Source organism: Desulfovibrio sp. ZJ369 (assembly GCF_011039085.1).
In the GTDB taxonomy this organism is placed as follows: Bacteria; Desulfobacterota; Desulfovibrionia; order Desulfovibrionales; family Desulfovibrionaceae; genus Desulfovibrio.
The window spans coordinates 47,485-69,173 of the sequence record NZ_JAAKEI010000005.1 but is presented as its reverse complement, the minus strand read 5'-3'; the positions used below and the strand labels follow the sequence as shown (position 1 = coordinate 69,173).

Sequence of the window (21,689 nt, the reverse complement as noted above, 5' to 3'; positions counted from 1 at the left end):
ACCCGTCTCAGCGTCATCTGCCCCTGAGGGGCTGTTTCTCCATCTGGATTTCGTTCGCTGCCGGAAAAAGAGGGATACCGAAAAGGGCCGCCTGCAAATCCGGCCTTTGCGCGGCTCGAATCCAATCCGGGCCGAAGGCGGCACGACCTCTACGCACAGCCCTGAGCGCGCCAGTGCTGCAAAGCGTCTTTTCTCTAGAGCATTTTGCTTTTGAACTTATTCAATTTCAAAAGCAAAATGATCTAGCAAAACGCTCTATGAAGCCTTGTCCCTGACGTCCAGGAACGGCTCGCCGCTCACGGCCTCGCCGCCGTCCCCATAGAGCAGCACCGGCTCCTTGCCTTTTTCGATCACTGCGCGGTTGATCAGACATTCCTTCACATTGGGCATGGAGGGCAGCCTGAACATGATGTCGAGCATGATCTTTTCCATGACGTTGCGCAGGCCGCGCGCGCCGGTCTTGCGCTCAATGGCGCTGGCGGCAATGGCTTTGAGCGCGTTGGGCGTGAAGCGCAGAGTCACGTTGTCCAGCTCAAAAAGCTTCTGATACTGGCGCACCAGGGCGTTTTTGGGTTCCGTGAGGATCCGCACCAGATCCGGCTCGTCCAGCTCGTCCACATGGGTGATGATCGGGATGCGGCCCACAAATTCCGGGATCAGGCCGAACCTGACCAGGTCCTGCGGATGGATCTTTTCCAGCAGCTCGGCGAGCGGCACATCCCTGCTGGCGCGCACCTTGGCCCCGAAGCCCATGGAACTGCCGCTCATGCGCGATTCCACAATTTTATCCAGGCCCACAAACGCGCCGCCCACAATGAACAGAATATTGCCCGTGTTCATGCGGATAAATTCCTGCTGCGGATGCTTGCGCCCGCCCTTGGGCGGGATGCTGGCCTCGGTGCCCTCAATGATCTTCAGCAGCGCCTGCTGCACGCCCTCGCCGGACACGTCCCGGGTAATGGAAGGGCCGTCGCCCTTGCGCGAGATCTTGTCGATTTCATCAATATAGATGATGCCCTTGCTGGCGGCCTCCAGATCATAGTCCGCATTCTGCAGAAGCTGCACCAGGATGTTTTCCACATCCTCGCCCACATAACCGGCCTCAGTAAGGGTGGTGGCGTCGGCAATGGCAAAGGGCACGCGCAAAACCCTGGCCAGGGTCTTGGCCAGCAGGGTCTTGCCGCTGCCCGAAGGGCCCACCAGGAGGATATTGCTCTTTTCCAGTTCCACCCCGTCGCCCAGGGAGGATGCGTAAAAGACGCGCTTATAGTGGTTGTGCACGGCCACGGAGAGAATCTTCTTGGCCTCGTGCTGCCCGATGACGTACTCGTCCAGGCGTTCCTTGATCTCCTGCGGCGAAAGCAGGCGTTCCTCGCTTTCAGGGCTTTTCAGCTGATCGCGGGCAATTATCTCGTTGCAGGCCTTGACGCAACTGTCACAAATGCTCGCAGTGTCCTGGACAATGAGATTGCGCACCTCAAGCTCGCTGCGGCCGCAGAAGGAGCAGCGCAACGGCTCATTGACCACGGGATTTTGGGTATCGCCCATAACTTATTCGCTCTTTTCCTGCGCCGCGGGGCGGCGGTCGCTCTCCATGAGCTCGTCGCGCGTGCCGGCGGCTGCCGCGTCCCGGCGGGAAACCAGCACCCGGTCGATGATGCCGAGTTCCCTGGCTTCCTCAGGAGTCAAGAAGTTGTCTCGCTCTGTGGCCTTGACCACGTCCTCATACGGCCGTTTGGTGTTTTCCGCCAGCATGCGGTTAAGCCGCTCCTTGAGGCGCAGCACCTCGCGGGCGTGGATTTCAATATCCGTGGCCTGCCCCTGAAAACCGCCCGATGGCTGATGGATCATAATCTGACTATTTGGCAATGCAAAACGCATGCCAGGCTCGCCTGCGGCCAGCAGAAAAGCGCCCATGCTGGCCGCCCGGCCCATGCACACCGTGGAAACCGGCGAGGAGATGAAACGCATGGTGTCGTAAATGGCCAGGCCCGCGGTGACCGAGCCGCCCGGCGAATTGATGTACAGGTTGATTTCCTTTTCCGGGTCCTGGGATTCAAGAAAGAGCAACTGCGCGCAGATCAGCGAGGCCACCGTGTCGTTGACCTCGGAGCCCAGAAGCACGATGCGATCCTTGAGCAGCCTGGAATAAATATCGTAGGCCCGTTCGGAACGGCCTGTGGTTTCAATGACCATGGGAACTAAAGACATATCTGCCTCGCAAATGTCGGCCGCCGCGGCGAACCGGGAAAGACCGGAAGGGCCGTCCAGGCCGTATCCGGGCAGTTGACGAAGTCCGCAAGCCCGGCGCGGACGGTTGAAACGCCCGCAAGGGAGCTTTTCACCTTGCAAAGATACTGCGCCGCAAAGCGGCCGCAAAAAGTCGGGAGCGCGCCGCCCGCCCGCAGGAAGGCCGGGCCGCGGCGTCCTCCGTGGGCAGGGGCGCGGCGGCAAACGTGCGGCAAAGGCAAGACCCTGATCCGCGCAAGACGGCCGTGCGGGCCCGCGGTCACAAAAATATCTTTCCCGCCTTTTGCCGGATCATGACCAACAGCCCTGCCGGATCCTGACCGCCCTGACGACAGGGCGGCCAGGATCCGATGCCAGGCTTATTTGCCGTCTTTTTCGGCTTCAACCGGGGCTTCGGCAGGGTCTTCGGCTTTCCCGGCATCCGTCGGAACTTCCTTGGGTTCCACTTCGGTGACCTTGGCCTTGGCGTAAATCGTATCCATGGCCTTGTCGGCCAGCAGGCGATCCCGCAGGATGAAAATCATGCCCGATCGCTCGTAGCTTTCACGCAGGGTTTTGAAATCTTCACCGTTGTGCTGGCTTTGCTGATAAATCTGGGTATTGATTTCCTGTTCGCTGATATCCAGACCTTCTTTTTTGGCAATGGACAGCAACAGGACCTGAATACGGGCCAGCTCTTCGGCCTGGGGCAGCATTTCCTTGTGCAATTCCTCAGGGCTCTTGCCAAGGGAATCCAGCGCCTTGCCCTGGCGCTCCAGGCGCGCGGCAAGATCGGCCAGCAAGGTGTTCATCTGGGTTTGCACGATGCTTTCGGGCAGGGCGAAATCCACCATTTTCAAAAGGCGGTCCAGCATGGTTTTCTGCGCCGCGCTCCTGTTCAGGTTTTCGCGGCTCTGAGCATAGCTGCGGGTAATGGTTTCCTTCAGCTTGTCCACGTTTTCCAGGCCCAGGCCCAGGCTCTTGGCCAGCTCGTCATTGAGCTCGGGCAGTTTGCGCTCCTTGACGGCATGGACCTTGACCTTCATGGTCACGGTTTTGCCGGCCAGATCCTTGGCAATGAAGTCTTCGGGAAAATGGATTTCGCCCTCGCCTTCTTCGCCATACGGTATGGTTTTGACGAGCTTTTCAAAATCTTCCAGAGCCTGCCGCTCGCCCAGCGCCAGATCGAAATTTTCGGCCTTGATGCCCTCCAGGGGCTGACCGTTTTCATAGGCGGCAAAATCCAGGGTGACCACCTGGCCGTCCACGCCCGGCCCTTTGCCGTCCACAGGGACCAACTGCGCCCGGTCGCGCCGGATGCGCTCAATGACTGCCGCCACTTCAGCGTCTTTGATCTCGACCTTTTCCTGCTCCACCTCCATGCCCTCGTAGGGGGGCAGATCAAAGACCGGGAGCACTTCAAACTCAATGCTGTATGTATACCCCTTGCCGCGCTGGAATGTATCATCGCCGCCCATGGTGATGCCGGACACGGGCGCGACGTCCAGCGCCTGCATCACCTCATTGATATGCACGTTTACGAGATCCTGACGGGCTTCCTCATAAATCTTGTCGCGGAAGCGCTGTTCAATCACCTGCGCCGGAACCTTGCCCTTGCGAAAACCGTCCAGTTGCACGGAAGTCTTGTACAGAGCCACGGCGCCCATGATGGCGGCCTCCACTTCCTGCGGCTCGGTGGTGATCACGACCTTTTTTTTGACCGGCGAAAGCTCTTCAGCGCTATATTCCACGGGGGGCTCCTTTCTCTGGTGGGGTGTTGGTGCGAGAGGAGGGACTTGAACCCTCATACCTCAGGTGCTGGATTCTAAGTCCAGTGCGTCTGCCAGTTCCGCCACTCTCGCGAAGAGAGTTTCCATAGCATACTTGCGGGCCGCCCGCAAGCCGGGACGGTTTTGGAGCGCCCCGGACCGCAGCCGGCGGGGAGACCGCATCGGCCTGCGCGGTCAATGACGCCCGGCGCAATTTCAGAGGTAAGGCGCATTGCCGAAAGCGCAAGGGAAGGGAACGCGCACAGGCCCGCGCCGCCCTCAGGCGCGGCAGCCTGGCGGCCCTGCCACGCTTGCGGCACGGCGCTGCAAATCATGGCAAGAAGGTTGCGGCGCTCGATTTGCCGCCGTGCAGCGCGGCAGGGAGAATCAGAGACGGGAGAGAAGGTGCCGGGCGTCTTCACGGCTGCGTCGCAAAATTTCAGCCTCAGGAGCCGCTTTTACTCCAATACCAGAGCCTTGCCGTCAGCGCGGCGGGGCAGCACTTCGCCGACCACGCAGGCCAGGTCCCCTCCCTTTTCCAGTGCGTGACAGGCCTGGGTCGCGAGTTCCGGCGGCAGAGCCAGCAAAAGCCCGCCGGAGGTCTGCACGTCGAAAACCACGCTTTCCAAAGCCTCCGGCACTCCCCTGCCCACACTGGTGAAGCAGGACCAATGCTTGCGATTCAAGTGACTGCCCGCGGGGATGAGGCCGTTTCGCGCATAGTCCAGCACGCGCGGCAACAACGGCAAAGCAGCGGTGTGCAATCGCACGCAGACCTTTGAGGCCAGAGCCATCTCCAGGGCATGGCCTCCCAGGCCGAAGCCGGTCACGTCCGTGGCCGCCGGCAGTTTGAGCTCGCGGATCACAGCGCCGCCGACCTTGTTCAGACGGCCGCACCAGCGGACAAGTTCCGCCTCGCTTTCGGCCGCGCCGTCCCAACCGGCCTTGACCGCCGTGGCCAGAATGCCCGTGCCCAGAGGCTTGGTCAGCACAAGGCTTTGGCCCGGCACAAGACCGTCATTGACCGCAATATGGGCCGGATCGATAATGCCGGTAACAGCCAGGCCGTATTTGAGTTCTTCATCCTGCACGGTATGGCCGCCGGCCAGCACGGCCCCTGCCTCGGTGATCGCCTCCTGGCCGCCGCGCAGAATGCCCGCCAGGACCTGTTCGGGATCGTCTTCGGCCAGAGCCTGCGGAAAGCACGCCACATTCATGGCGCACCACGGCTCGCCGCCCAGGGCGTAGACGTCGGAAAGGGCATTGGCGGCGGCAATGCGGCCGAAGGCAAAGGCATCATTGACAATGGGCGCCAGAATGTCCACGGTCTGCACCAAAGCGCGACCTGGGGGCACGGAAAGCACCACGGCATCCTCATTGCGGGCCCGGCCCGCCAGCACTCTGGCTTCCAGCTCAGGCGGCGTCGCCGATGCAGTGCCGCGCAAAATCCGCTCCAGGGCCCCTGGAGCCAACTTTGCCGCTCAACCGGCGGCCCGGGCTTTTTCCAGTAATTTCATAAGGCGCTCCTGTGTCTCACGGCAATGACAGGCCAATGCTCTGCCCGGCAGAGATTCTCCCTGCGCGGCAGGGCTTGGAGTTTTTTGCTAATGAAAGCAGCTAAACGCTCTCATCTGCTCTCAATCCGGCATCGTCATGTCGTATCTTGCATTCCCCGACCATATTCTGCAAATACATACTTTCCCCGGCTCTCTGCCGCAGTCCCGGCGCAGCCGGGAGAGGCAAAAGGCGCGGCACTTCAACGGCAAGAGTTTTTTCAGGCGTAGAGCCACTGCAATGCTGCAAACAAAAAAGGGGGGACCATCGCCCCCCCCATCTCTACAGTCAATTGCAGCGCAACTGTTATGCAGCGGAGCTTTCGTCCTGTCCGGGCTCTTTTTCAGCTTTCGGCGTGCCGGAACTCGCAGGCTTGGCTTCCAGAGCGTCCGCCGGCGCAGATTCGTCTGCGGCTTTGCCTTTCGTTTCCCCGGCAGGGGCGACTTGAGGCGCGGCGGTCTGCTTGCCCCTGGCGGGCTTGTCGTCAGCAGCAGGCTCAGCCACGCGGGAGAGTTCAATAATCGCCATAGGCGCGTTGTCGCCCTTACGCGGCATGGCCAGCTTGAGCACACGGGTGTAACCGCCGGGCACCCCGGCGAATACGGGACCGATTTCGTCAAACAGGCGTTTGACCAGAGCGTGATCGTTGAGCACGCGATACGCCTGACGGCGCGCGTGCAAATCGTTGCGCTTGGCCAGCGTAATCAACGGTTCCACCACACGGCGCAATTCCTTGGCCTTCATTTCCGTGGTGCGGATTTTGCCGTGGATCAGCAGCGCCTTGGCGAGATTGTGCAACAGGGCCTTACGGTGCGCAGGCGTGCGCGAGAGTTTCCTGCCGGAATTGCTATGCCTCATTTTGCTGCTTCCTTTTCCATTCCTGATATTTCTTGTCGAAGCTGTCGACCTTCATGCCGAAGTCCAGCCCCATATCCAAAAGCACGCTCTTAATCTCATCCAGCGACTTGCGGCCGAAATTCTTGGTTTTGAGCATTTCGGCCTCGGAACGCTGCACCAATTCGCCCACCAAAGCGATATTGGCGCTCCGCAGGCAATTGGTGGCGCGCACTGAAAGCTCAAGATCATCAATACTTTTGAAAAGATGCTCGTTCACTTCACCGCCGTCGCTGCTGCCCAGACGCATGTCGCCGGAAACGCGCTCATCGAAGTTAATAAAGACGGAAATCTGATCCTTGATAATCTTGGCGCTGTAGGCAATGGCGTCTTCAGGCGTGAGCGAACCGTCGGTCCAGACTTCGAGCAGCAGGCGATCATAGTTCGTCATCTGGCCCACACGGGCCTGCTCCACAGTGTAGGCGACCTTGCGCACCGGCGAAAAGCTGGAATCCAGCTTGATCAGGCCGATCTCTTCCGAAAGCCCTTCATGCATGTCCGCAGGCACATAGCCCTTGCCCATGCGCGCTTCCAGCTCCATTTCCAGCACAATGTCCTCAGTGAGCGTGGCAATGTGCTGATCCGGATTAAGCACATCCACATGCTGGTTGGTCTGGATCTGGCCGGCTGTAACCGGCCCTTTGCTGTCTATGCGCAAGGTCAGCCGCTGCGGTTCGTCCGTGTCCATGCGCAGGCGCACCTGCTTCAGATTCAGCACCACATCGGTAACATCTTCAAGCACGCCGTGAATGGTGGTAAATTCATGCTGCACGCCGGAAATTTTCACGGCCACAAAGGCCGCTCCCTGCAGGGAGGCCAGAAGAACGCGCCGCATGGCATTGCCGATAGTGGTGCCGTAACCCCGCTCCAAAGGCTCGCAGATAAACTTGCCGTGCGTGCCGCTGGCTGTTTCTTCGTCACGCAAAATCTGGTCGGGCTTGACCAGCTCCGACCAGTTGCGCGCATTGATAAGGCGTTCGCCCTGTTTGATAAGCATGCGCCCCCCGCTTATTTCGAGTAAAGTTCGACGATCAACTGCTCATTGACGGGGAACTGGATATCGTCGCGTTGCGGCATGGCTTTGACCGTACCCTTGAAGGCGGCTCCGTCAGCTTCCAGCCAAGCCGGGCAACCGCGGCGGGCAATCACTTCCTGGGCTTCGGCCAGAACAGGTATTTTGCGATTTTTTTCAGGAACTTCCAGAGTGTCTCCCACGCGCACCTGCAAGGAGGGGATGGTCACCTTGCGGCCGTTGAGGGTAAAGGTACCGTGGCGCACGAGCTGGCGGGCCTGATTGCGCGAATTGGCAAAACCCAGGCGGTAGACCACATTGTCCAGGCGGCGCTCCAGGATGACCAGCAGATTGGTGCCGGTGACGCCTTTCTGCATTTCCGCCTTTTCAAAGTAGCCGTGGAACTGGCGTTCGAGTATGCCGTAAGCGCGGCGGGTCTTCTGCTTCTCCCGCAACTGCACCGCGTATTCGCTGACCTTCTTGCGCGCGCGGCCGTGCTGACCGGGAGCGTAGGGGCGGCGATCGTAGGAGCACTTGTCCGTAAAGCAGCGATCGCCCTTCAGGAAGAGCTTGCAGCCTTCACGGCGACAAATGCGGCACTTGGCTTCAGTATATCTGGCCATGAGTAAAATCCTCTCGGTTTATACGACGCTGCCGGGCAGCGCGGAACTAAACGCGGCGGCGCTTGGGCGGCCGGCAGCCGTTGTGCGGAATAGGCGTCACATCACGGATGAAGGCCACCCGGAAGCCCACGGCGGCAATGGCGCGCATGGCCGCCTCGCGGCCCGAACCGGGGCCCTTCACATAGACGCCCACGGTGCGCATGCCGTTGTCCTGCGCCTTGCGGGCAGCCGTTTCGGCAGCCACCTGGGCGGCAAAAGGCGTGGACTTGCGCGAGCCCTTGAAGCCGCTCTGGCCCGACGAGGCCCAGGAAACGGCATTGCCGCGCGTGTCCGTAAAGGTGATGATGGTATTATTGAACGAAGCCTGAATATGGGCAATGCCCACAGGCACGTTCTTCTTTTCCTTTTTCTTGACCGCTTTCTTGGGTCTGGCCATGATTATCCCTCGAACAGACTAGAGCATTGTAACGTTTGAATGTGACAACCTCAACGCTTTGAAGGCGCTCACTTCGGCATGCAACAGCGCAACTGCATTGCGCGCAGCCTTTGCGGCGGGCGTCCACTTCATGCGTCACAGCCTGTGCTTGCTTCGCCGACAGACTGTAGATGCTCCCGCAGACGCCAAGGCAACTTCACTGTGAAATCGCTCCAAAACAGCAAGTGAACGCTCCGATCAGCCGTGCCGGGGAATCTGCCGGCAAGCTCACGGAAGGCGCCTGCGCGAAACAGGACGCCTTGTTCCCGCTTGCAGCGGAAAAACGCCCAGACATCTCGCAAAAGGTATACTACTTCTTCTTGCCCACGGCTCCGCGGCGAGGGCCCTTGCGGGTGCGCGCGTTGGTATGGGTACGCTGACCGTGCACAGGCAGACCGCGCCGGTGACGCAGGCCACGATAGCAGCCGATGTCCATAAGGCGCTTGATATTGCTCGACACATCGCGACGCAGATCGCCTTCCACCTTATAATGCTGCTCAAGTTCCTTGCGGATCTCGTTCACTTCGTCAGCCGAGAGGTCGTCGATGTTCCGCTCCCAGTTGACGCCGGTGGTGTCCAGGATTTTCAGGGCCGTTGTGCGGCCGATGCCGTAAATATAGGTGAGAGCAACATCCACCCGTTTGCCGCGAGGCAAATCAACACCTGCAATTCTCGCCACAGTATGTCTCCTGCCCTAGCCCTGGCGCTGCTTGTGCCGGGGGTTTTCGCAGATAACTCGAAGCACTCCCTTGCGCCGGATCAGCTTACACTTGGGGCATATTCTCTTGACGGAAGGTCTTACTTTCATACCACACTCCAATTAGAGCATTTTGCTTTTGAAATTATTCAATTTCAAAAGCGGCGCTGCCATCATTTCGCGTCCAGAACGCGGTCTGGACGCTCATTCGGCGCGGGCGTCCGCTCCCGCGGCCGCCAGAGCAATTTCAAAGTGAAATTGCTCTAGAGCCCGCTTGCCGCGCAAGAGCTCCATGCCAAAATCTCCGGCACCGCATCCGGCCCGTCAAGGACCAAAGGGCCGCCGCTTGAAACCGTACCTGTCAAAACCCAGGCTGCGGACGCTTCTGTCCGAAATTGAATCCGGGGCAGGAACAGGGATTCTTATCCGTCTTTGCCGGTTCTGTCAACTATAAATCGTATGCCGGTTCAGACCACGATCCGAAATGCTCAGGATTTGCGGCCCTGCCGGCGTGATCGCCACGCTGTGCTCAAAATGCGCTGCCCATTGACCGTCACGCGTCACGGCTGTCCACTTGTCGTCCAGAATGTCCACTTCGTAGGTTCCGGCCGTGACCATAGGCTCGATGGCGATAACCATGCCGCTTTGGAGAATCAAGCCACGCATGCCGGGTTTGAAGTTGGGAACTTCCGGCTTTTCGTGCATCTTTGCGCCCACGCCGTGACCCACAAAACGCCGCACCACGCCGAATCCCGCAGCTTCCACATAGGCTTGCACGGCCGCGCCGATGTCATAGACGTCATTGCCGGCCCGGGCCTTGTCAATGCCCACATAGAGGCTTTCCTCAGTGACCTGCATCAGCCTGCGGGCCTCTTCGCTCACCCTTCCTACCGGATAGGTGCGGGCCGCGTCGCCCACAAAGCCTTCATACACCACGCCCATGTCGATGCTCACGATATCCCCCTCCTGAAGCAGCCGCGCGGAGGGAAAACCATGCACAACCTGCTCGTTCACCGAGCAGCAGACGGCATAGGGATAGCCGCAATAGCCCTGAAACGCCGGTTTGACCCTGTAATCGGCGCACATGTCCTGCGCCAGTTCTTCAAGGCGCATGGTGGGCAGGCCCGGCACCACCATATCGCCCACGGCATCAAGGATATTGGCCACCATGCGATTGGCTTCGCGCAGGCAGGCTATTTCCCGCTCATTCTTAATGAATGCGCCGTGATATTTTTTCATGCTTCACGCCTTCTGCTCAAGCTTTGCCGCTTTTGCGCGCTTTATGTATCAGCCCCTGGTATTGGCTTGAAATCATATGTGATTCAACCTGATTCATGAAGTCCATGGCCACGCCCACCAGAATCAGCAGACTGGTGCCCCCGAAGTAAAACGGCACATTGAAGTTGCTGATCAGAAGCATGGGCAGCAGGCAGACGATGGAAATATACACCGCCCCCGAAAGAGTCAGCCGGTTGAGCACGGTGTCGATGTAGTTCTGCGTCTTTTCACCGGGCCGGATGCCGGGGATGAAGCCGCCGTTCTTCTTCAGGTTTTCGGCCATGTCCTTGGGGTCAAAAATAATGGCCGTGTAGAAATAACAGAAAAAGAAGATCAGGCCCACATACAGCACATTATAGGCAAGACCCTGGGGCGAGAAGAACTCGGCCGCCCGCTTTACATACTCGTTGGCGGAAAACTGGCCGATGGTGGCCGGGAAAAGCAGGAGCGAGGATGCGAAAATGGGCGGGATAACTCCGGCGGTGTTCAGACGCAAGGGCAGATGGGAATTCTGGCCCCCGAACATCTTTCGCCCCACCTGTCGCTTGGCGTAGCTGATGGGGATGCGCCGTTGGGATCGCTCCACAAAGACGATGCAGACCGTCACCGCGGCCATGAAGACCAGAATGACGGCAGCCATGAAGATGCTCATGTCTCCCGCTTCAATCAGGGCCACGGACTGGATGATCGCCCGCGGGATGCCCACGGCAATGCCGCAAAAGATAATCAGTGAAATGCCGTTGCCAATGCCGCGCTCGGTGATCTGCTCGCCAAGCCACATGACCAGCACCGAACCCGCAGTAAAGGTGATCATGGTCACCAGACGGAAATGCCAGCCGGGGCTGAGCACCACCGGCGTGCCTGCCGGGCTGGTCATATTCTCCAGGCCAACCGCAATGCCCAGGCCCTGCACCAGCGTGATCAGCACTGTGAGGTAGCGCGTGTACTGAGTGATTTTGCGGCGGCCTGCCTGCCCTTCTTCCTTGGCCATGCGCTTGATGTCCGGGCTGACCACCTGCAAAAGCTGCATAATGATCGAGGCGGAGATATATGGCATGACGCCCAGGGCGAAGACGGAAACATTGCTCAGGCCGCCCCCGGAAAACATGTCGAAAAGACCGAAGAGCGTGCCGGACATGCTCTCGAAAAAAGAGGCAAGCGCCGCGGCGTCCACGCCGGGCACCGGCACATGCACGCCGATCCGGTAGCAGCACAAAATGAGGAGGGTCCAGCCCAGGCGCCTGGCCAGAGCGGGTTGGCCCGCCATCGTATTTGCCGATCCTGATGCCATGAATGACTCGTTGCGTTTATGCGCCCGCAGGCGCTCTTTTCGGCGTTACGTCACAGCCTGTGCTTGCTTCACGCGCAGGCTGGAGATGCTCCCGCAGCCGCAGAGCACTTTGCAAGCAAAACTGCTCTGCGGCCCGGCCCAGGCTATTGGGCTGCGACTGCCGCTTCCAGCTCGCTGACCTGACCGCCGGCCTGGCGAATCTTTTCCGCAGCGGCGCGGCTGAACTTGTGAGCCTCCACCGTGAGGGCGGACTTCACCTCGCCGCGGGAAAGTATCTTCACCGGCGAGCCCATGCGGGCCAGGCCGCGGGCGTAGATATCATCCAGCGTGATGTTGCTCTTGCCGTCAAAGGCCTGAGTCAGCATATCCAGGTTGATGACAGCATAGGTCACCTTAAAAAGGGCATTCTTGAAACCGTGCTTGGGCAGGCGGCGTTGCAGGGGCATCTGGCCGCCCTCGAAACCGGGGCGTACGCCGCCGCCCGCGCGGGCATTCTGGCCTTTGTGGCCTTTGCCCGCCGTGCAGCCCAGGCCGGAACCCGACCCGCGCCCGACGCGGCGGCGGGTTTTGCGCTCTTCCGGAAAGGGAAAGAGATCGTGCAGTTGCATGGTATACTCCTCTTGCGGCCGTCAGGCCCGGCTCACTCTGAGCAATTTTTGTCTACACCCGGAAAAAGAAGCAGTTCTGGAGAACGCGCGGCCCTGGGCCGGCCCTCCGGCGTAAGAATACTCTTTCCCGGTGAGAATCAAAACCGTCACTGTGCGCACAGGGCCTGCGGCATTTCACGCCTGAAATGTCACTGACGGCGGGCAAAGCCCGCCTGCCTGCATTTCGCGGCAATGACTTGCAGGCAAATCATTGCAAAGCGGTTGACGCATTTCCTGTGTGAGCCGCTCTACTCGACAACGGCCACCAGATGCGGAACTTTGGCGATGATCCCCCGGATGGCCGGGGTGTCCTTGAACGTCTTGACCCTTTCGCGGCGCTTGAGGCCAAGGGCGTCCAGCAGTCTGCGCTGCGCGGGCGTGGCGCCGATGCGCGAGCGCACGAGTTTGACCTTGATTTCCGTCATGGCTACTTCCTCGGAGCTTCCAGTTTCTTGCCGCGCAAAGCCGACACGTCATCGGCGCTGCGCAGGGAAACAAGGCCCTGTATGGTGGCGCGAAGCACGTTATGCGGATTGTTGGTGCCGATGGCCTTGGCCAGCACGTCGTGCACGCCCACTGCTTCCATCACGGCGCGCACTGCGCCCCCGGCAATAATGCCCGTGCCTTTGGAGGCGGGCTTGAGCATGACCCGGCCCGCGCCGAAACGGCCCAGCACTTCATAGGGCAGGGTGCCTTCCAGCAGGGGAATCCGCACGCGGTTCTTGCGCGCGCGCTCGGTGGCCTTGCGCAGAGCCTCGGGCACTTCCTGGGCTTTGCCCAGGCCAAAGCCCACGCCGCCCTTGCCGTCACCCACCACCACCAGGGCGCTGAAGCTGAAACGGCGTCCGCCTTTGACCACTTTGGCCACACGGTTCAGGGAGACGATTTTTTCGATTTCGCCCAATTCGTTCTGCTGAGTCTCTGTATTTTCCTGACGCATATTAGAACTCCAGGCCGCCTTCGCGCGCGCCGTCAGCTACGGCTTTGACGCGACCGTGATAAAGATAGCCGTTGCGATCAAATACCACCTGATCGATATTCTTTTCCTTGGCCAGACGGGCAATTTCCTTGCCGACCCGTTCCGCGCCGCTCTTGTTGCAGCGCATGTCGGGTTCGGTTTTGGAAAGCGTAAGGGTGGAGGCGGCAACCAGGGTCGCGCCTTCCAGATCATCGACGATCTGGGCGTAAATATGCATGTTCGACCTGTACACCACAAGACGCGGGCGCGCCGCGGAACCGTTGACCTTTTTGCGGATGCGGACCTTGCGGCGCTGCCGGGATTCATTTTTGGTATATTTCATGACGCAACCCCTACTTCTTGCCGCCGGACTTGCCCACCTTGCGGCGGATGGTCTCGGTCGCATACTTGATGCCCTTGCCCTTGTAGGGTTCAGGCTTGCGGATCCGGCGGATCCTGGCAGCCAGTTCGCCGACCAGTTCCTTGTCCGTGCCGCTGATGGTCAGCACCTGGCCTTCAACGCCGGCCTTGATCCCGTCGGGCAACTCCACCAGCACGGGGTGGGAATAGCCAACGGCCAGCTCAATGATATTGCCCTTGACGGCGACGCGGTAGCCCACGCCGATGACTTCCAGGGCCTTGGAAAAGCCCTTGGTCACGCCTTCTATGCAATTGGCCAGCAATGTGCGGCGCAGCCCGTGCTGCGAACGGCTCTCGCGGCTTTCTTCCAAACGGCTCACAGTCACATGGCCGTCGGCCAGTTCATATTTGAGCAGGGAGCAGACAGGCGTGCTCAATGAACCCTTGGGGCCTTTCACTTCCACAACGTCCGCTCCGATCCTGACTTCAACGCCATTGGGAACGGGAATGGGCAGTTTACCTATGCGAGACATAACGCACCGCCTACCAGATTTCACACAGAAGTTCGCCGCCCACCTTCTTCTCATGGGCGGACATGCCGTCCAGCACGCCGCTGGACGTGGACAGAATGCAAATGCCGAGGCCGTTCTGCACCTTGGGGATCTGGCGCGAATTCACATAGACCCGGCGACCGGGCGTACTGATGCGCTTCAGGCCCGAAATGACGGGCTTGCCCTTCTGGTATTTGAGGGTGATGGTAATGTCTTTGTCGGCCACGGCCACGTCTTCGACGTAACCTTCCTGCTTGAGGATGGCGGCTAACGCTTCCTTCATCTTCGAGCGCGGCACATTCACTTCCTTGTGCAGGGCCAAATGTGCGTTGCGGATACGGGTCAACATATCCGCAATAGGATCTGTCAACATCGAAAGCTCCTGAACGTTTGGGGAGCGGGGTTGACGGCCCCATGCCGCCACTTCCCGCAGGCGCGGTGGCCCGCGCCGCATCGGACGCGAGTGCGCCCGAAAAATTACCAGCTCGACTTGCGAACGCCGGGCAATTCGCCGCGCAGGGCCATATTGCGGAAGCAAATACGGCAGAGGCCGAAATGGCGAAGATATGCCCTGGACCGCCCGCACACCGGGCAGCGGTTATAGGCGCGCGAACTGAATTTGGGCTTGCGTTTGGCCTTCACTTCCAGCGAAGTACGCGACATACGATTACTCCTGACTAAGTTTAAAACGCTTCACTCAGCCGCACGGATTCTGCGCCGTTGACGGGTGGGCGTTCACTCTCTGCTGTCAATGCCCGCGCCTGCGGGCCGTCTGCCGGCCGCGAAAACGGCCGCCGGGCAATGAAAAACGCCCTATTTGCGAAACGGCATGCCCAACTGATCCAGAAGGAACTTGCCTTCTTTGTCCGTGGCCGCCGAGGTGACAATAGTGATGTTCATGCCCTTGGGATTTTCCACACGATCAATTTCCAATTCGGGAAAGATCGTATGCTCCTTGATGCCCAGAGTGAAGTTGCCGCGCCCGTCAAAGCCGCGATCCGGGATGCCGCGAAAGTCGCGCACCCGGGGCAGTGCAAAATTCATGAGCTTATCCAGAAAATCCCACATGCGGTCCTTGCGCAGCGTGACGCGGGCGCCGATGGGCATGCCCTCACGCAGCTTAAAGGCCGCAATGGACTTTTTGGCGCGAGTCACTACAGCCTTCTGGCCGGCAATGGCAGTCAATTCCGCCACGGCTTCTTCCATCAGCTTGTTGTTCTGGCTGGCGGCGCCAAGGCCGATGTTCAGAGAGATTTTTTCAATTCCGGGCAATTGCATGGGAGAGGTATAGCTGAACTCCTTCTGCAGTACCGGAACCACTTTCTCCCTATATATCTTTTCAAGGCGTGTCATCGTATCACCTTATTCCATGACTTCGTTGCACTTTTTACAGAAGCGCACTTTCTTTTGCTTGCCCTCGGACTCGATGGTCTTGTAGCCGACGCGCGTAGCCTTGCCGCAGGCAGAGCAAACCACCATGACATTGGAAATGTGGAGGGGCATTTCCTTCTCCACGATGCCGCCGGGTTGCTGGGCATAGGGGTTGGGCCGCATATGACGCTTGGCCATGTTGGTCTTTTCCACCAGCACGCGATCCTTTTTGCGCAGGATCTTGAGCACCTTGCCGATTTTGCCCGCGTCCTTGCCGGTGATCACCATCACCTTGTCGTCCTTGCGGATGCGATACATTTTCATGACGGTCTCCTACAGCACTTCCGGGGCAAGGGAAATGATCTTCATGAAGTTCTGAGCGCGCAGCTCACGGGCCACAGGGCCGAAGATGCGCGTGCCCACGGGCTCGCCCTGGTTGGAGAGCAGCACGGCGGCATTGCCGTCGAACTTGATGTAACTGCCGTCCATGCGCCGCACTTCCTTGGCGGTGCGCACGATCACGGCCTTCATCACGTCGCCCTTCTTCACCTTGCTGTGGGGCATGGCTTCCTTGACGGAAACCACAATGATGTCGCCTACCGAGGCGTAACGACGGTGCGAACCGCCCAGCACCTTGATGCAGGCCACCTTTTTGGCGCCGGAATTATCGGCCACCTGAAGCGTTGATTCTACCTGGATCATGGCACTACCCTACACGGCTTTTTCAATGATGGAGACCAGATGCCAGCGCTTGTTGCGCGACATGGGGCGGAACTCCACGATTTTGACCTTGTCGCCCATACCGCATTCGTTCATGGGATCATGTGCCGTGAACTTCTTGCGGCGCCTCACATACTTTTTCAGCAGAGGGTGCTTGACCAGGGTTTCAACGCGCACGACAATGGTTTTGTCGTTCTTGTCGCTCACGACAACGCCGGTCAACATTCTGCCCTTGCGATCTTCCAGAGCTTGCATCTTCAGGCCCTCTGTTCCTTTTCGTTCAATACGGTCTCAATGCGCGCCACCTGCTTCCGCATGGCTTTGAGCTCGGAAGTCTTTTCAAGCTGCGCCGCGGCATGCTTGAAGCGGGCGTTCATCAGATCCCGGCGCTGCTCGGCGAGTTTGCCGCGCAAATCATCCACGCTCAAGGAACGCAGCTCCGCAGTCGTGGCCCGGGTGGCCTTTTCATTCTTTTTCTTGGCAGCCATCTCAGAGGCCCTCCCTCACCACAATAATGGTCTTCACGGGCAGCTTGTGCGCAGCGCGGGTCAGCGCCTCGCGGGCCAGATCCAGGCTGACGCCCTTGATTTCATAGAGCACGCGGCCGGGTTTGACCGGGGCGCACCAGCCCACGGGCGCGCCCTTGCCCGAACCCTGCCGGGTTTCCAAAGGCTTGGCCGTGACCGGGCGATCCGGAAAGACGCGGATCCAGACTTTGCCGCCGCGCTTGATGTGGCGCATCATGGCGATACGCGCAGCCTCAATCTGCTGGCTGGACAAATGCCCATGCTGCACAGCCTTCAGGCCGATATCGCCGAAGGCGATGGTGGACCCGCGCGAAGCCAGCCCGCGCAAGCGGCCTTTCTGCCACTTGCGGAATTTAACTTTTTTGGGCGCAAGCATTATTGTTCAACCTCTTTGTCAAGGATTTCACCCTTGTAGATCCACACCTTGACGCCGATAATGCCATAGGTGGTGCGCGCTTCGGCAAAACCGAAGTCAATGTCGGCGCGCAGGGTCTGCAAGGGCACGCGGCCGTCGCGATACCATTCGGTGCGGGCAATTTCGGCCCCGGCCAGGCGGCCGGCGCAGGTCACCTTGATGCCTTCGCCGCCGAACTTGCGGGCCATGGACACGGTGCGCTTCATGGCGCGCCGGAAGGCCACGCGGCGCTCCAGCTGCTGGGCGATATTCTCGGCCACAAGCTGGGCGTCCACTTCGGGACGGCGGATTTCATTCACTTCCAGGGAGAACTCGCGCCCGAACTTCTGACGCAGATCCCCGCGCAATTTTTCGATTTCCGCGCCCTTGCGCCCGATCACGATGCCGGGACGAGCCGTGGAAAGGATCAGACGCACCTTGCCGCCTGCGCGCTCGATCTCGATTTTGGCCAGCCCCGCATGATAGAGGAGCTTTTTGACGAACGCGCGGATTTTGCTGTCTTCGTAGACAAAGGCAGGGTAGTCTTTCTTGCTGAACCAGCGGGACTGCCAGTTCTTGTTGTACCCAAGCCGGAAGCCGAACGGATGTACTTTCTGACCCATAGCCTATTCCTGCCCTTCTGCGAGTATGACGGTGACGTGGCTGGTGCGCTTGTGAATCTTGCTGGCCCGCCCCTGTGCGCGGGGCATGAAGCGCTTCCAGGAAGGGCCTTCGTTGACCACAACTTCCTTCACCACCATGGCGTCCACATCCACGCCGCCCAGTTGCGAGGCGTTGGCCAGCGCGCTCTTGAGCACGCCGTAAATCACGCCCGCGGGCTTGTTGGGGGTGAAGCGCAGAATGTTCATGGCATCCTCCACCCCAAGGCCCTGCACGTTCCTGGCCACAAGCCGGGTCTTGCGCGGCGAGACGCGCTGGAACTTCGCAATAGCTTTCGATTCCATAGTTCTACCCTACTTCTTGCCGGCCTTGGCCTTTTTGTCGGCGGCATGCCCGTGGAAGGTCCGGGTGGGCGAAAATTCGCCCATCTTGTGGCCAACCATGTTTTCGGTGACGAACACCGGCACGAATTTTTTGCCATTGTGCACCGCAAAGGTCAGACCCACCATTTCCGGCAGGATGGTCGAGCGGCGCGACCAGGTCTTGAGCACACGGCGATCGTTGTTGGCCACCGCGTTATCGACCTTTTTCATCAAATGACCGTCCACGAACGGCCCTTTTTTCAATGATCTCGGCATGAGCTACTCCTACTTCTGGCCGCGGCGTTTGATAATCAGCCGGGAAGAGGCCTTCTTCCTGTCGCGGGTCTTGTACCCCTTGGCAGGCATGCCCCACGGCGACACAGGATGACGGCCGCCGGAACTTCTGCCCTCGCCGCCGCCCAGGGGGTGATCGATGGGGTTCATGGCCACGCCGCGCACCTGGGGCCGGCGGCCCAGCCAGCGGTTGCGCCCGGCCTTGCCCAGCGAGATGTTTTCGTGGTGGATATTGCCCACCTGCCCCACGGTGGCCGTGCAGGCGGCCAGCACCTTGCGCACCTCGCCCGATGGCAGGCGCAAGAGCGCGTATTTGCCTTCCTTGGCCACCAGTTGCGCGTAGGCTCCGGCGGCGCGGCAGAGTTGCCCCCCCTTGCCGGGAGAGAGCTCCACGTTGTGAATCACCGTGCCTACGGGAATACGCGACATTTCCAGGGCATTGCCGGGTTTGATGTCGGCCGTGGCGCCGTTGCGCGCGTTGACGCCGCTCATCACCACATCGCCCTGTTTCAGGCCCACAGGCGCGAGGATATAGCGTTTTTCGCCGTCGGCATAGTGCAGAAGCGCGATACGGGCCGTGCGGTTGGGATCATACTCGATTTCCGCCACCCTGGCTTCAACGCCGGTCTTGTCGCGCTTGAAATCAATGATGCGGTACAGACGCTTCACGCCGCCGCCGCGACGGCGGCTGGTGACGCGGCCCAGATTGTTGCGCCCGGCCTTTTTGGACAGGCCTTCGGTGAGCGACTTCTCAGGGCGCGTCCGGGTGATTTCCTCAAAGTCGGAAACCGTCTGGAAGCGACGCCCGGCGGAGGTCGGTTTCAGCTTGCGGACAGCCATGATTACACTCCCTCGAAGAACTCGATTTTATCGCCCTGGCGCAGCGTCACATACGCTTTTTTCCAGCCGGGCTTGCGGCCGACGACGCGGCCCTGGCGCTCCCGATCCGAGGGAGCCCGGCGCACTACGTTGACCGCTTCCACTTTCACGTCAAAAGCCTGTTCCACGGCCTGCTTGATCTCAAGCTTGTTGGCCCCGGGGTGGACATAAAAAGCCACCTGCTGCACCGTGTCCTTGAGCAGGGTCGTTTTTTCCGTCAGCAGAGGCTTGAGCAAAACAGAGGTGATTTCCATCTTAAGCCCCCTTCTTGGCGAAACGCGCCTGCACCGGCGCCACAGCCTCTTCCAGAAGCACAAGCTGCTTGTGCTTGAGGATTTCCAGCACGCTCAGGCGATCGGGCGTGGTCAGTGTCAACCCCGGAATATTGCGGGCCGAACGGATCAGCACGCTGTTTTCCTCGGGGGCCACGATCAGCGCCTTGTCCAGCCCCAGAGCGCCGGCCACCCTGGCAAAATGCCTGGTCTTGGCTTCAGGCAACTCAATGGCCTTGACCACCAGCAGGCTATCGCCGGCCAGACGGCTTGAGAGAGCCATCTTGAGGGCCAGGGAACGCACTTTGCTGTTCACCTTGAAGGCGTAGTCACGGGGGCTGGGTCCGAAGATGATCGCGCCGCCGCGCCAGACGGGCGAACGGTTGGAGCCCGAACGCGCGCGGCCGGTGCCCTTCTGCTTCCAGGGCTTCACGCCGCCGCCGGAGACAAAGGCCCGGGTTTTGGCGTTGTGCGTGCCGGCGCGCCTGGCCGCCATCTGAGCCCGCACCACGAGGTTGAGGATTTCCGGCCTCACCTCGATCTCGAACACGTCGGGAGCCAGCGTCAACTCGCCGCTTTCCTGTTTGTTCTGGTCATATACTTTCACGGTAGCCATGTCGCTTCCCCTACTGCTTGCGGATCAGCACCAGCCCGTTCTTGGGGCCGGGCACGGAACCTTTGACCAGAATGACGTTGTCCTCGGGACGCACGTCAACAATCAGAAGGCCCGTTTCCGTCACGGTTTCATTGCCCCAATGGCCCGCCATCTTGCGTCCCTTGAAGACGTGGCCGGGGAAGGTGTTGTTGCCCACCGAGCCGTTGTTGCGGTGCACCTTTTCGCAGCCGTGCGTATCCTTGGAGCCGGCAAAATTCCAGCGGCGCATGCGCCCCTGGTAGCCTTTGCCCACGCTTTTGCCGGTCACCTTGACCACTTCGCCCGCGGCAAACATGGCCACCGTGAGCTCCTGGCCAAGCTGCTGCTCAGGCTCGCCGTTAAGGCGGATTTCATGCAGATGACGAAAAAGCCCTTTGCCGGCCTTGGCAAAATGCCCCTGCAGAGGCTTGGTGACATGCTTTTCCCTGGCCGCGGTCAGCGCGATCTGCAAAGCGTTGTAGCCGTCCGTTTGCACGGTTTTCACCTGGGTGACGGGGCAGGGCCCGGCCTCAATCACCGTGACGGCCACTGCGGCGCCGTCGCCGGCAAAGACGCGGGTCATACCAAGCTTGCGACCCAAAATTCCCATTTTCTCAGCCATGACTGCCTCTCGCTAGAGCTTGATTTCCACGTCCACACCGGCGGGCAAGGAGAGCTTGCCCAGCGCGTCGACGGTCTGCTGCGTGGGTTCCAGGATATCCATGAGCCGCTTGTGGATGCGCATTTCAAACTGCTCACGAGACTTTTTGTCCACATGCACGGAACGCTGCACGGTGTACTTGTGAATGTTGGTGGGCAGGGGAATGGGCCCCGCCACGCCGGCACCGGTATTGCGCGCCGTATCCACGATTTCCGCAACGGCTTTGTCCAGGATGCGGTAATCGTAGGCTTTGAGCTTGATCCGAATGCGATCGCTGCTAACTGTCGTCATTGTGCCTACTCCGTTTGCAAAAACATCCCGCGGGGCCACATGGCCGGATTGGCGCGGGTTCCTTCACAGCATACGCGGGCCATAAGACATGCCCGAAGGCCGACCTCACCCTGACGGAACGACGTATCAAGGACTGCATAAGGGGCTGCGCGAAAACGCGCGCATCACACCCGGCTGGCGGGAAATTCGGAAGATAGTGGAGGCCTGAGCGCTCCCGCATCATCCGTGTGACGCTCCCCGGCGCAGCCCAGGCCATGCCGCCGCAAGAATACGGCGGCGAGGCGGTCCCGCAGGGTCACCAAATGGGGTTTACCCCCCTACCTTA

33 protein-coding genes and 1 tRNA gene are annotated in these 21,689 nt (G+C 60.0%); all 34 read right to left on the bottom strand.

Translation table 11 applies throughout. The features are described 5' to 3' along the window. Positions 1–255: 255 nt before the first annotated feature. Positions 256–1,548 (bottom strand): ATP-dependent Clp protease ATP-binding subunit ClpX, encoded by a 1,293-nt coding sequence (gene clpX / locus G7Y51_RS02875; RefSeq protein ID WP_165174889.1) that lies wholly within the window; start codon positions 1,546–1,548, stop codon positions 256–258. Positions 1,549–1,551: 3 nt separating this feature from the next. Then, positions 1,552–2,211, bottom strand: a complete 660-nt coding sequence (locus G7Y51_RS02870) for an ATP-dependent Clp protease proteolytic subunit (protein ID WP_241159623.1) — start codon at positions 2,209–2,211, stop codon at positions 1,552–1,554. Positions 2,212–2,609: 398 nt separating this feature from the next. Continuing rightward, positions 2,610–3,980, bottom strand: a complete 1,371-nt coding sequence (gene tig, locus G7Y51_RS02865) for a trigger factor (protein WP_165174888.1) — start codon at positions 3,978–3,980, stop codon at positions 2,610–2,612. 27 nt (positions 3,981–4,007) lie between these two features. Beyond that, positions 4,008–4,091 (bottom strand) — tRNA-Leu (locus tag G7Y51_RS02860). A gap of 365 nt (positions 4,092–4,456) precedes the next feature. Continuing rightward, a complete protein-coding gene (selD, locus tag G7Y51_RS02855) occupies positions 4,457–5,515 on the bottom strand; it encodes a selenide, water dikinase SelD (RefSeq protein WP_165174887.1) in 1,059 nt (352 codons plus the stop codon). A gap of 343 nt (positions 5,516–5,858) precedes the next feature. Continuing rightward, a complete protein-coding gene (rplQ, locus tag G7Y51_RS02850) occupies positions 5,859–6,410 on the bottom strand; it encodes a 50S ribosomal protein L17 (RefSeq protein WP_165174886.1) in 552 nt (183 codons plus the stop codon). Beyond that, complete coding sequence (locus tag G7Y51_RS02845) at positions 6,400–7,443, bottom strand: DNA-directed RNA polymerase subunit alpha (RefSeq protein ID WP_165174885.1); 1,044 nt, start codon at positions 7,441–7,443, stop codon at positions 6,400–6,402. Before G7Y51_RS02845 ends, rplQ begins: the two co-directional genes overlap by 11 nt. Before the next feature lie 11 nt (positions 7,444–7,454). After that, the gene (gene rpsD, locus G7Y51_RS02840) at positions 7,455–8,081 is read right to left on the bottom strand and encodes a 30S ribosomal protein S4 (RefSeq protein ID WP_165174884.1); all 627 of its coding nucleotides are present in this window, start codon (positions 8,079–8,081) and stop codon (positions 7,455–7,457) included. A 46-nt stretch (positions 8,082–8,127) separates the two neighbouring features. Then, the gene (gene rpsK / locus G7Y51_RS02835) at positions 8,128–8,517 is read right to left on the bottom strand and encodes a 30S ribosomal protein S11 (RefSeq protein ID WP_008685806.1); all 390 of its coding nucleotides are present in this window, start codon (positions 8,515–8,517) and stop codon (positions 8,128–8,130) included. Positions 8,518–8,866: 349 nt separating this feature from the next. After that, positions 8,867–9,235 (bottom strand): 30S ribosomal protein S13, encoded by a 369-nt coding sequence (gene rpsM, locus G7Y51_RS02830; RefSeq protein ID WP_165068405.1) that lies wholly within the window; start codon positions 9,233–9,235, stop codon positions 8,867–8,869. 15 nt (positions 9,236–9,250) lie between these two features. Continuing rightward, positions 9,251–9,364: a 50S ribosomal protein L36 gene (gene rpmJ, locus G7Y51_RS02825; RefSeq protein WP_165068383.1), complete on the bottom strand. Its 114-nt coding sequence runs from the start codon at positions 9,362–9,364 to the stop codon at positions 9,251–9,253. A gap of 333 nt (positions 9,365–9,697) precedes the next feature. After that, on the bottom strand, positions 9,698–10,492 hold the full coding sequence (map, locus tag G7Y51_RS02820; RefSeq protein ID WP_165174883.1) for a type I methionyl aminopeptidase: 795 nt from the start codon (positions 10,490–10,492) through the stop codon (positions 9,698–9,700). Positions 10,493–10,508: 16 nt separating this feature from the next. Then, a complete protein-coding gene (secY, locus tag G7Y51_RS02815; RefSeq protein ID WP_165174882.1) occupies positions 10,509–11,822 on the bottom strand; it encodes a preprotein translocase subunit SecY in 1,314 nt (437 codons plus the stop codon). Between the two features lie 143 nt (positions 11,823–11,965). Next, the gene (rplO, locus tag G7Y51_RS02810) at positions 11,966–12,430 is read right to left on the bottom strand and encodes a 50S ribosomal protein L15 (RefSeq protein WP_165174881.1); all 465 of its coding nucleotides are present in this window, start codon (positions 12,428–12,430) and stop codon (positions 11,966–11,968) included. Positions 12,431–12,717: 287 nt separating this feature from the next. Next, entirely contained in the window at positions 12,718–12,894 is a 177-nt protein-coding gene (gene rpmD / locus G7Y51_RS02805; RefSeq protein WP_165068345.1) for a 50S ribosomal protein L30, read from the bottom strand. Between the two features lie 2 nt (positions 12,895–12,896). After that, on the bottom strand, positions 12,897–13,409 hold the full coding sequence (gene rpsE / locus G7Y51_RS02800; protein ID WP_165068341.1) for a 30S ribosomal protein S5: 513 nt from the start codon (positions 13,407–13,409) through the stop codon (positions 12,897–12,899). Between the two features lies 1 nt (position 13,410). Further along, positions 13,411–13,770, bottom strand: a complete 360-nt coding sequence (rplR, locus tag G7Y51_RS02795) for a 50S ribosomal protein L18 (protein WP_165068337.1) — start codon at positions 13,768–13,770, stop codon at positions 13,411–13,413. Positions 13,771–13,780: 10 nt separating this feature from the next. Then, on the bottom strand, positions 13,781–14,320 hold the full coding sequence (rplF, locus tag G7Y51_RS02790) for a 50S ribosomal protein L6 (protein ID WP_165174880.1): 540 nt from the start codon (positions 14,318–14,320) through the stop codon (positions 13,781–13,783). 10 nt (positions 14,321–14,330) lie between these two features. Continuing rightward, entirely contained in the window at positions 14,331–14,711 is a 381-nt protein-coding gene (gene rpsH, locus G7Y51_RS02785) for a 30S ribosomal protein S8 (RefSeq protein ID WP_165068329.1), read from the bottom strand. 104 nt (positions 14,712–14,815) lie between these two features. Next, a complete protein-coding gene (locus G7Y51_RS02780) occupies positions 14,816–15,001 on the bottom strand; it encodes a type Z 30S ribosomal protein S14 (RefSeq protein ID WP_165068326.1) in 186 nt (61 codons plus the stop codon). Positions 15,002–15,151: 150 nt separating this feature from the next. Continuing rightward, entirely contained in the window at positions 15,152–15,691 is a 540-nt protein-coding gene (rplE, locus tag G7Y51_RS02775) for a 50S ribosomal protein L5 (protein WP_165174879.1), read from the bottom strand. Positions 15,692–15,700: 9 nt separating this feature from the next. Further along, the gene (gene rplX / locus G7Y51_RS02770) at positions 15,701–16,033 is read right to left on the bottom strand and encodes a 50S ribosomal protein L24 (RefSeq protein ID WP_165068320.1); all 333 of its coding nucleotides are present in this window, start codon (positions 16,031–16,033) and stop codon (positions 15,701–15,703) included. A 9-nt stretch (positions 16,034–16,042) separates the two neighbouring features. Next, a complete protein-coding gene (gene rplN, locus G7Y51_RS02765) occupies positions 16,043–16,411 on the bottom strand; it encodes a 50S ribosomal protein L14 (protein WP_022658157.1) in 369 nt (122 codons plus the stop codon). A gap of 9 nt (positions 16,412–16,420) precedes the next feature. Continuing rightward, a complete protein-coding gene (gene rpsQ / locus G7Y51_RS02760) occupies positions 16,421–16,684 on the bottom strand; it encodes a 30S ribosomal protein S17 (protein WP_165068317.1) in 264 nt (87 codons plus the stop codon). 2 nt (positions 16,685–16,686) lie between these two features. Beyond that, positions 16,687–16,917, bottom strand: coding sequence for a 50S ribosomal protein L29 (gene rpmC / locus G7Y51_RS02755; protein WP_165174878.1), 231 nt, complete (start codon positions 16,915–16,917; stop codon positions 16,687–16,689). A 1-nt stretch (position 16,918) separates the two neighbouring features. Then, positions 16,919–17,332, bottom strand: a complete 414-nt coding sequence (gene rplP / locus G7Y51_RS02750) for a 50S ribosomal protein L16 (protein WP_165068309.1) — start codon at positions 17,330–17,332, stop codon at positions 16,919–16,921. Next, on the bottom strand, positions 17,332–17,973 hold the full coding sequence (rpsC, locus tag G7Y51_RS02745) for a 30S ribosomal protein S3 (RefSeq protein WP_165068305.1): 642 nt from the start codon (positions 17,971–17,973) through the stop codon (positions 17,332–17,334). Before rpsC ends, rplP begins: the two co-directional genes overlap by 1 nt. A gap of 3 nt (positions 17,974–17,976) precedes the next feature. After that, positions 17,977–18,315 carry a 50S ribosomal protein L22 gene (rplV, locus tag G7Y51_RS02740; RefSeq protein ID WP_165174877.1) on the bottom strand — a complete coding sequence of 113 codons (339 nt, stop codon included), beginning with the start codon at positions 18,313–18,315 and terminating at the stop codon, positions 17,977–17,979. 9 nt (positions 18,316–18,324) lie between these two features. Next, a complete protein-coding gene (gene rpsS / locus G7Y51_RS02735) occupies positions 18,325–18,609 on the bottom strand; it encodes a 30S ribosomal protein S19 (protein WP_165068282.1) in 285 nt (94 codons plus the stop codon). A 9-nt stretch (positions 18,610–18,618) separates the two neighbouring features. Further along, positions 18,619–19,467 (bottom strand): 50S ribosomal protein L2, encoded by an 849-nt coding sequence (gene rplB, locus G7Y51_RS02730; RefSeq protein WP_165174876.1) that lies wholly within the window; start codon positions 19,465–19,467, stop codon positions 18,619–18,621. Between the two features lie 2 nt (positions 19,468–19,469). Continuing rightward, the gene (rplW, locus tag G7Y51_RS02725) at positions 19,470–19,760 is read right to left on the bottom strand and encodes a 50S ribosomal protein L23 (protein ID WP_165068270.1); all 291 of its coding nucleotides are present in this window, start codon (positions 19,758–19,760) and stop codon (positions 19,470–19,472) included. 1 nt (position 19,761) lies between these two features. Further along, entirely contained in the window at positions 19,762–20,394 is a 633-nt protein-coding gene (gene rplD / locus G7Y51_RS02720; protein ID WP_165174875.1) for a 50S ribosomal protein L4, read from the bottom strand. A gap of 10 nt (positions 20,395–20,404) precedes the next feature. Beyond that, positions 20,405–21,034 carry a 50S ribosomal protein L3 gene (rplC, locus tag G7Y51_RS02715; RefSeq protein ID WP_165174874.1) on the bottom strand — a complete coding sequence of 210 codons (630 nt, stop codon included), beginning with the start codon at positions 21,032–21,034 and terminating at the stop codon, positions 20,405–20,407. A gap of 12 nt (positions 21,035–21,046) precedes the next feature. Further along, positions 21,047–21,364, bottom strand: coding sequence for a 30S ribosomal protein S10 (gene rpsJ, locus G7Y51_RS02710; protein WP_022658146.1), 318 nt, complete (start codon positions 21,362–21,364; stop codon positions 21,047–21,049). Positions 21,365–21,689 lie beyond the last annotated feature (325 nt).

Bases quoted from the DNA above. Each gene is read 5' to 3' on its own strand.
- rplQ (WP_165174886.1), bottom strand. From the start codon at position 6,410: ATGAGGCATAGCAATTCCGGCAGGAAACTCTCGCGCACGCCTGCGCAC.
- rplE (WP_165174879.1), bottom strand. From the start codon at position 15,691: ATGACACGCCTTGAAAAGATATATAGGGAGAAAGTGGTTCCGGTACTG.
- rpmJ (WP_165068383.1), bottom strand. From the start codon at position 9,364: ATGAAAGTAAGACCTTCCGTCAAGAGAATATGCCCCAAGTGTAAGCTG.
- rplD (WP_165174875.1), bottom strand. From the start codon at position 20,394: ATGGCTACCGTGAAAGTATATGACCAGAACAAACAGGAAAGCGGCGAG.
- rplP (WP_165068309.1), bottom strand. From the start codon at position 17,332: ATGCTTGCGCCCAAAAAAGTTAAATTCCGCAAGTGGCAGAAAGGCCGC.
- G7Y51_RS02845 (WP_165174885.1), bottom strand. From the start codon at position 7,443: ATGCTTATCAAACAGGGCGAACGCCTTATCAATGCGCGCAACTGGTCG.
- rpmD (WP_165068345.1), bottom strand. From the start codon at position 12,894: ATGACGGAAATCAAGGTCAAACTCGTGCGCTCGCGCATCGGCGCCACG.
- rplX (WP_165068320.1), bottom strand. From the start codon at position 16,033: ATGAAAATGTATCGCATCCGCAAGGACGACAAGGTGATGGTGATCACC.
- rpsJ (WP_022658146.1), bottom strand. From the start codon at position 21,364: ATGACGACAGTTAGCAGCGATCGCATTCGGATCAAGCTCAAAGCCTAC.
- G7Y51_RS02870 (WP_241159623.1), bottom strand. From the start codon at position 2,211: ATGTCTTTAGTTCCCATGGTCATTGAAACCACAGGCCGTTCCGAACGG.
- rplF (WP_165174880.1), bottom strand. From the start codon at position 14,320: ATGTCTCGCATAGGTAAACTGCCCATTCCCGTTCCCAATGGCGTTGAA.
- clpX (WP_165174889.1), bottom strand. From the start codon at position 1,548: ATGGGCGATACCCAAAATCCCGTGGTCAATGAGCCGTTGCGCTGCTCC.
- rplC (WP_165174874.1), bottom strand. From the start codon at position 21,034: ATGGCTGAGAAAATGGGAATTTTGGGTCGCAAGCTTGGTATGACCCGC.
- rpsE (WP_165068341.1), bottom strand. From the start codon at position 13,409: ATGCGTCAGGAAAATACAGAGACTCAGCAGAACGAATTGGGCGAAATC.
- G7Y51_RS02780 (WP_165068326.1), bottom strand. From the start codon at position 15,001: ATGTCGCGTACTTCGCTGGAAGTGAAGGCCAAACGCAAGCCCAAATTC.
- rpsD (WP_165174884.1), bottom strand. From the start codon at position 8,081: ATGGCCAGATATACTGAAGCCAAGTGCCGCATTTGTCGCCGTGAAGGC.
- rpsQ (WP_165068317.1), bottom strand. From the start codon at position 16,684: ATGCAAGCTCTGGAAGATCGCAAGGGCAGAATGTTGACCGGCGTTGTC.
- rplN (WP_022658157.1), bottom strand. From the start codon at position 16,411: ATGATCCAGGTAGAATCAACGCTTCAGGTGGCCGATAATTCCGGCGCC.
- rpmC (WP_165174878.1), bottom strand. From the start codon at position 16,917: ATGGCTGCCAAGAAAAAGAATGAAAAGGCCACCCGGGCCACGACTGCG.
- map (WP_165174883.1), bottom strand. From the start codon at position 10,492: ATGAAAAAATATCACGGCGCATTCATTAAGAATGAGCGGGAAATAGCC.
- rpsH (WP_165068329.1), bottom strand. From the start codon at position 14,711: ATGTTGACAGATCCTATTGCGGATATGTTGACCCGTATCCGCAACGCA.
- rplR (WP_165068337.1), bottom strand. From the start codon at position 13,770: ATGAAATATACCAAAAATGAATCCCGGCAGCGCCGCAAGGTCCGCATC.
- rpsK (WP_008685806.1), bottom strand. From the start codon at position 8,517: ATGGCCAGACCCAAGAAAGCGGTCAAGAAAAAGGAAAAGAAGAACGTG.
- rplB (WP_165174876.1), bottom strand. From the start codon at position 19,467: ATGGCTGTCCGCAAGCTGAAACCGACCTCCGCCGGGCGTCGCTTCCAG.
- rplW (WP_165068270.1), bottom strand. From the start codon at position 19,760: ATGGAAATCACCTCTGTTTTGCTCAAGCCTCTGCTGACGGAAAAAACG.
- rplV (WP_165174877.1), bottom strand. From the start codon at position 18,315: ATGGAATCGAAAGCTATTGCGAAGTTCCAGCGCGTCTCGCCGCGCAAG.
- rpsC (WP_165068305.1), bottom strand. From the start codon at position 17,973: ATGGGTCAGAAAGTACATCCGTTCGGCTTCCGGCTTGGGTACAACAAG.
- rpsS (WP_165068282.1), bottom strand. From the start codon at position 18,609: ATGCCGAGATCATTGAAAAAAGGGCCGTTCGTGGACGGTCATTTGATG.
- rplO (WP_165174881.1), bottom strand. From the start codon at position 12,430: ATGCAACTGCACGATCTCTTTCCCTTTCCGGAAGAGCGCAAAACCCGC.
- secY (WP_165174882.1), bottom strand. From the start codon at position 11,822: ATGGCATCAGGATCGGCAAATACGATGGCGGGCCAACCCGCTCTGGCC.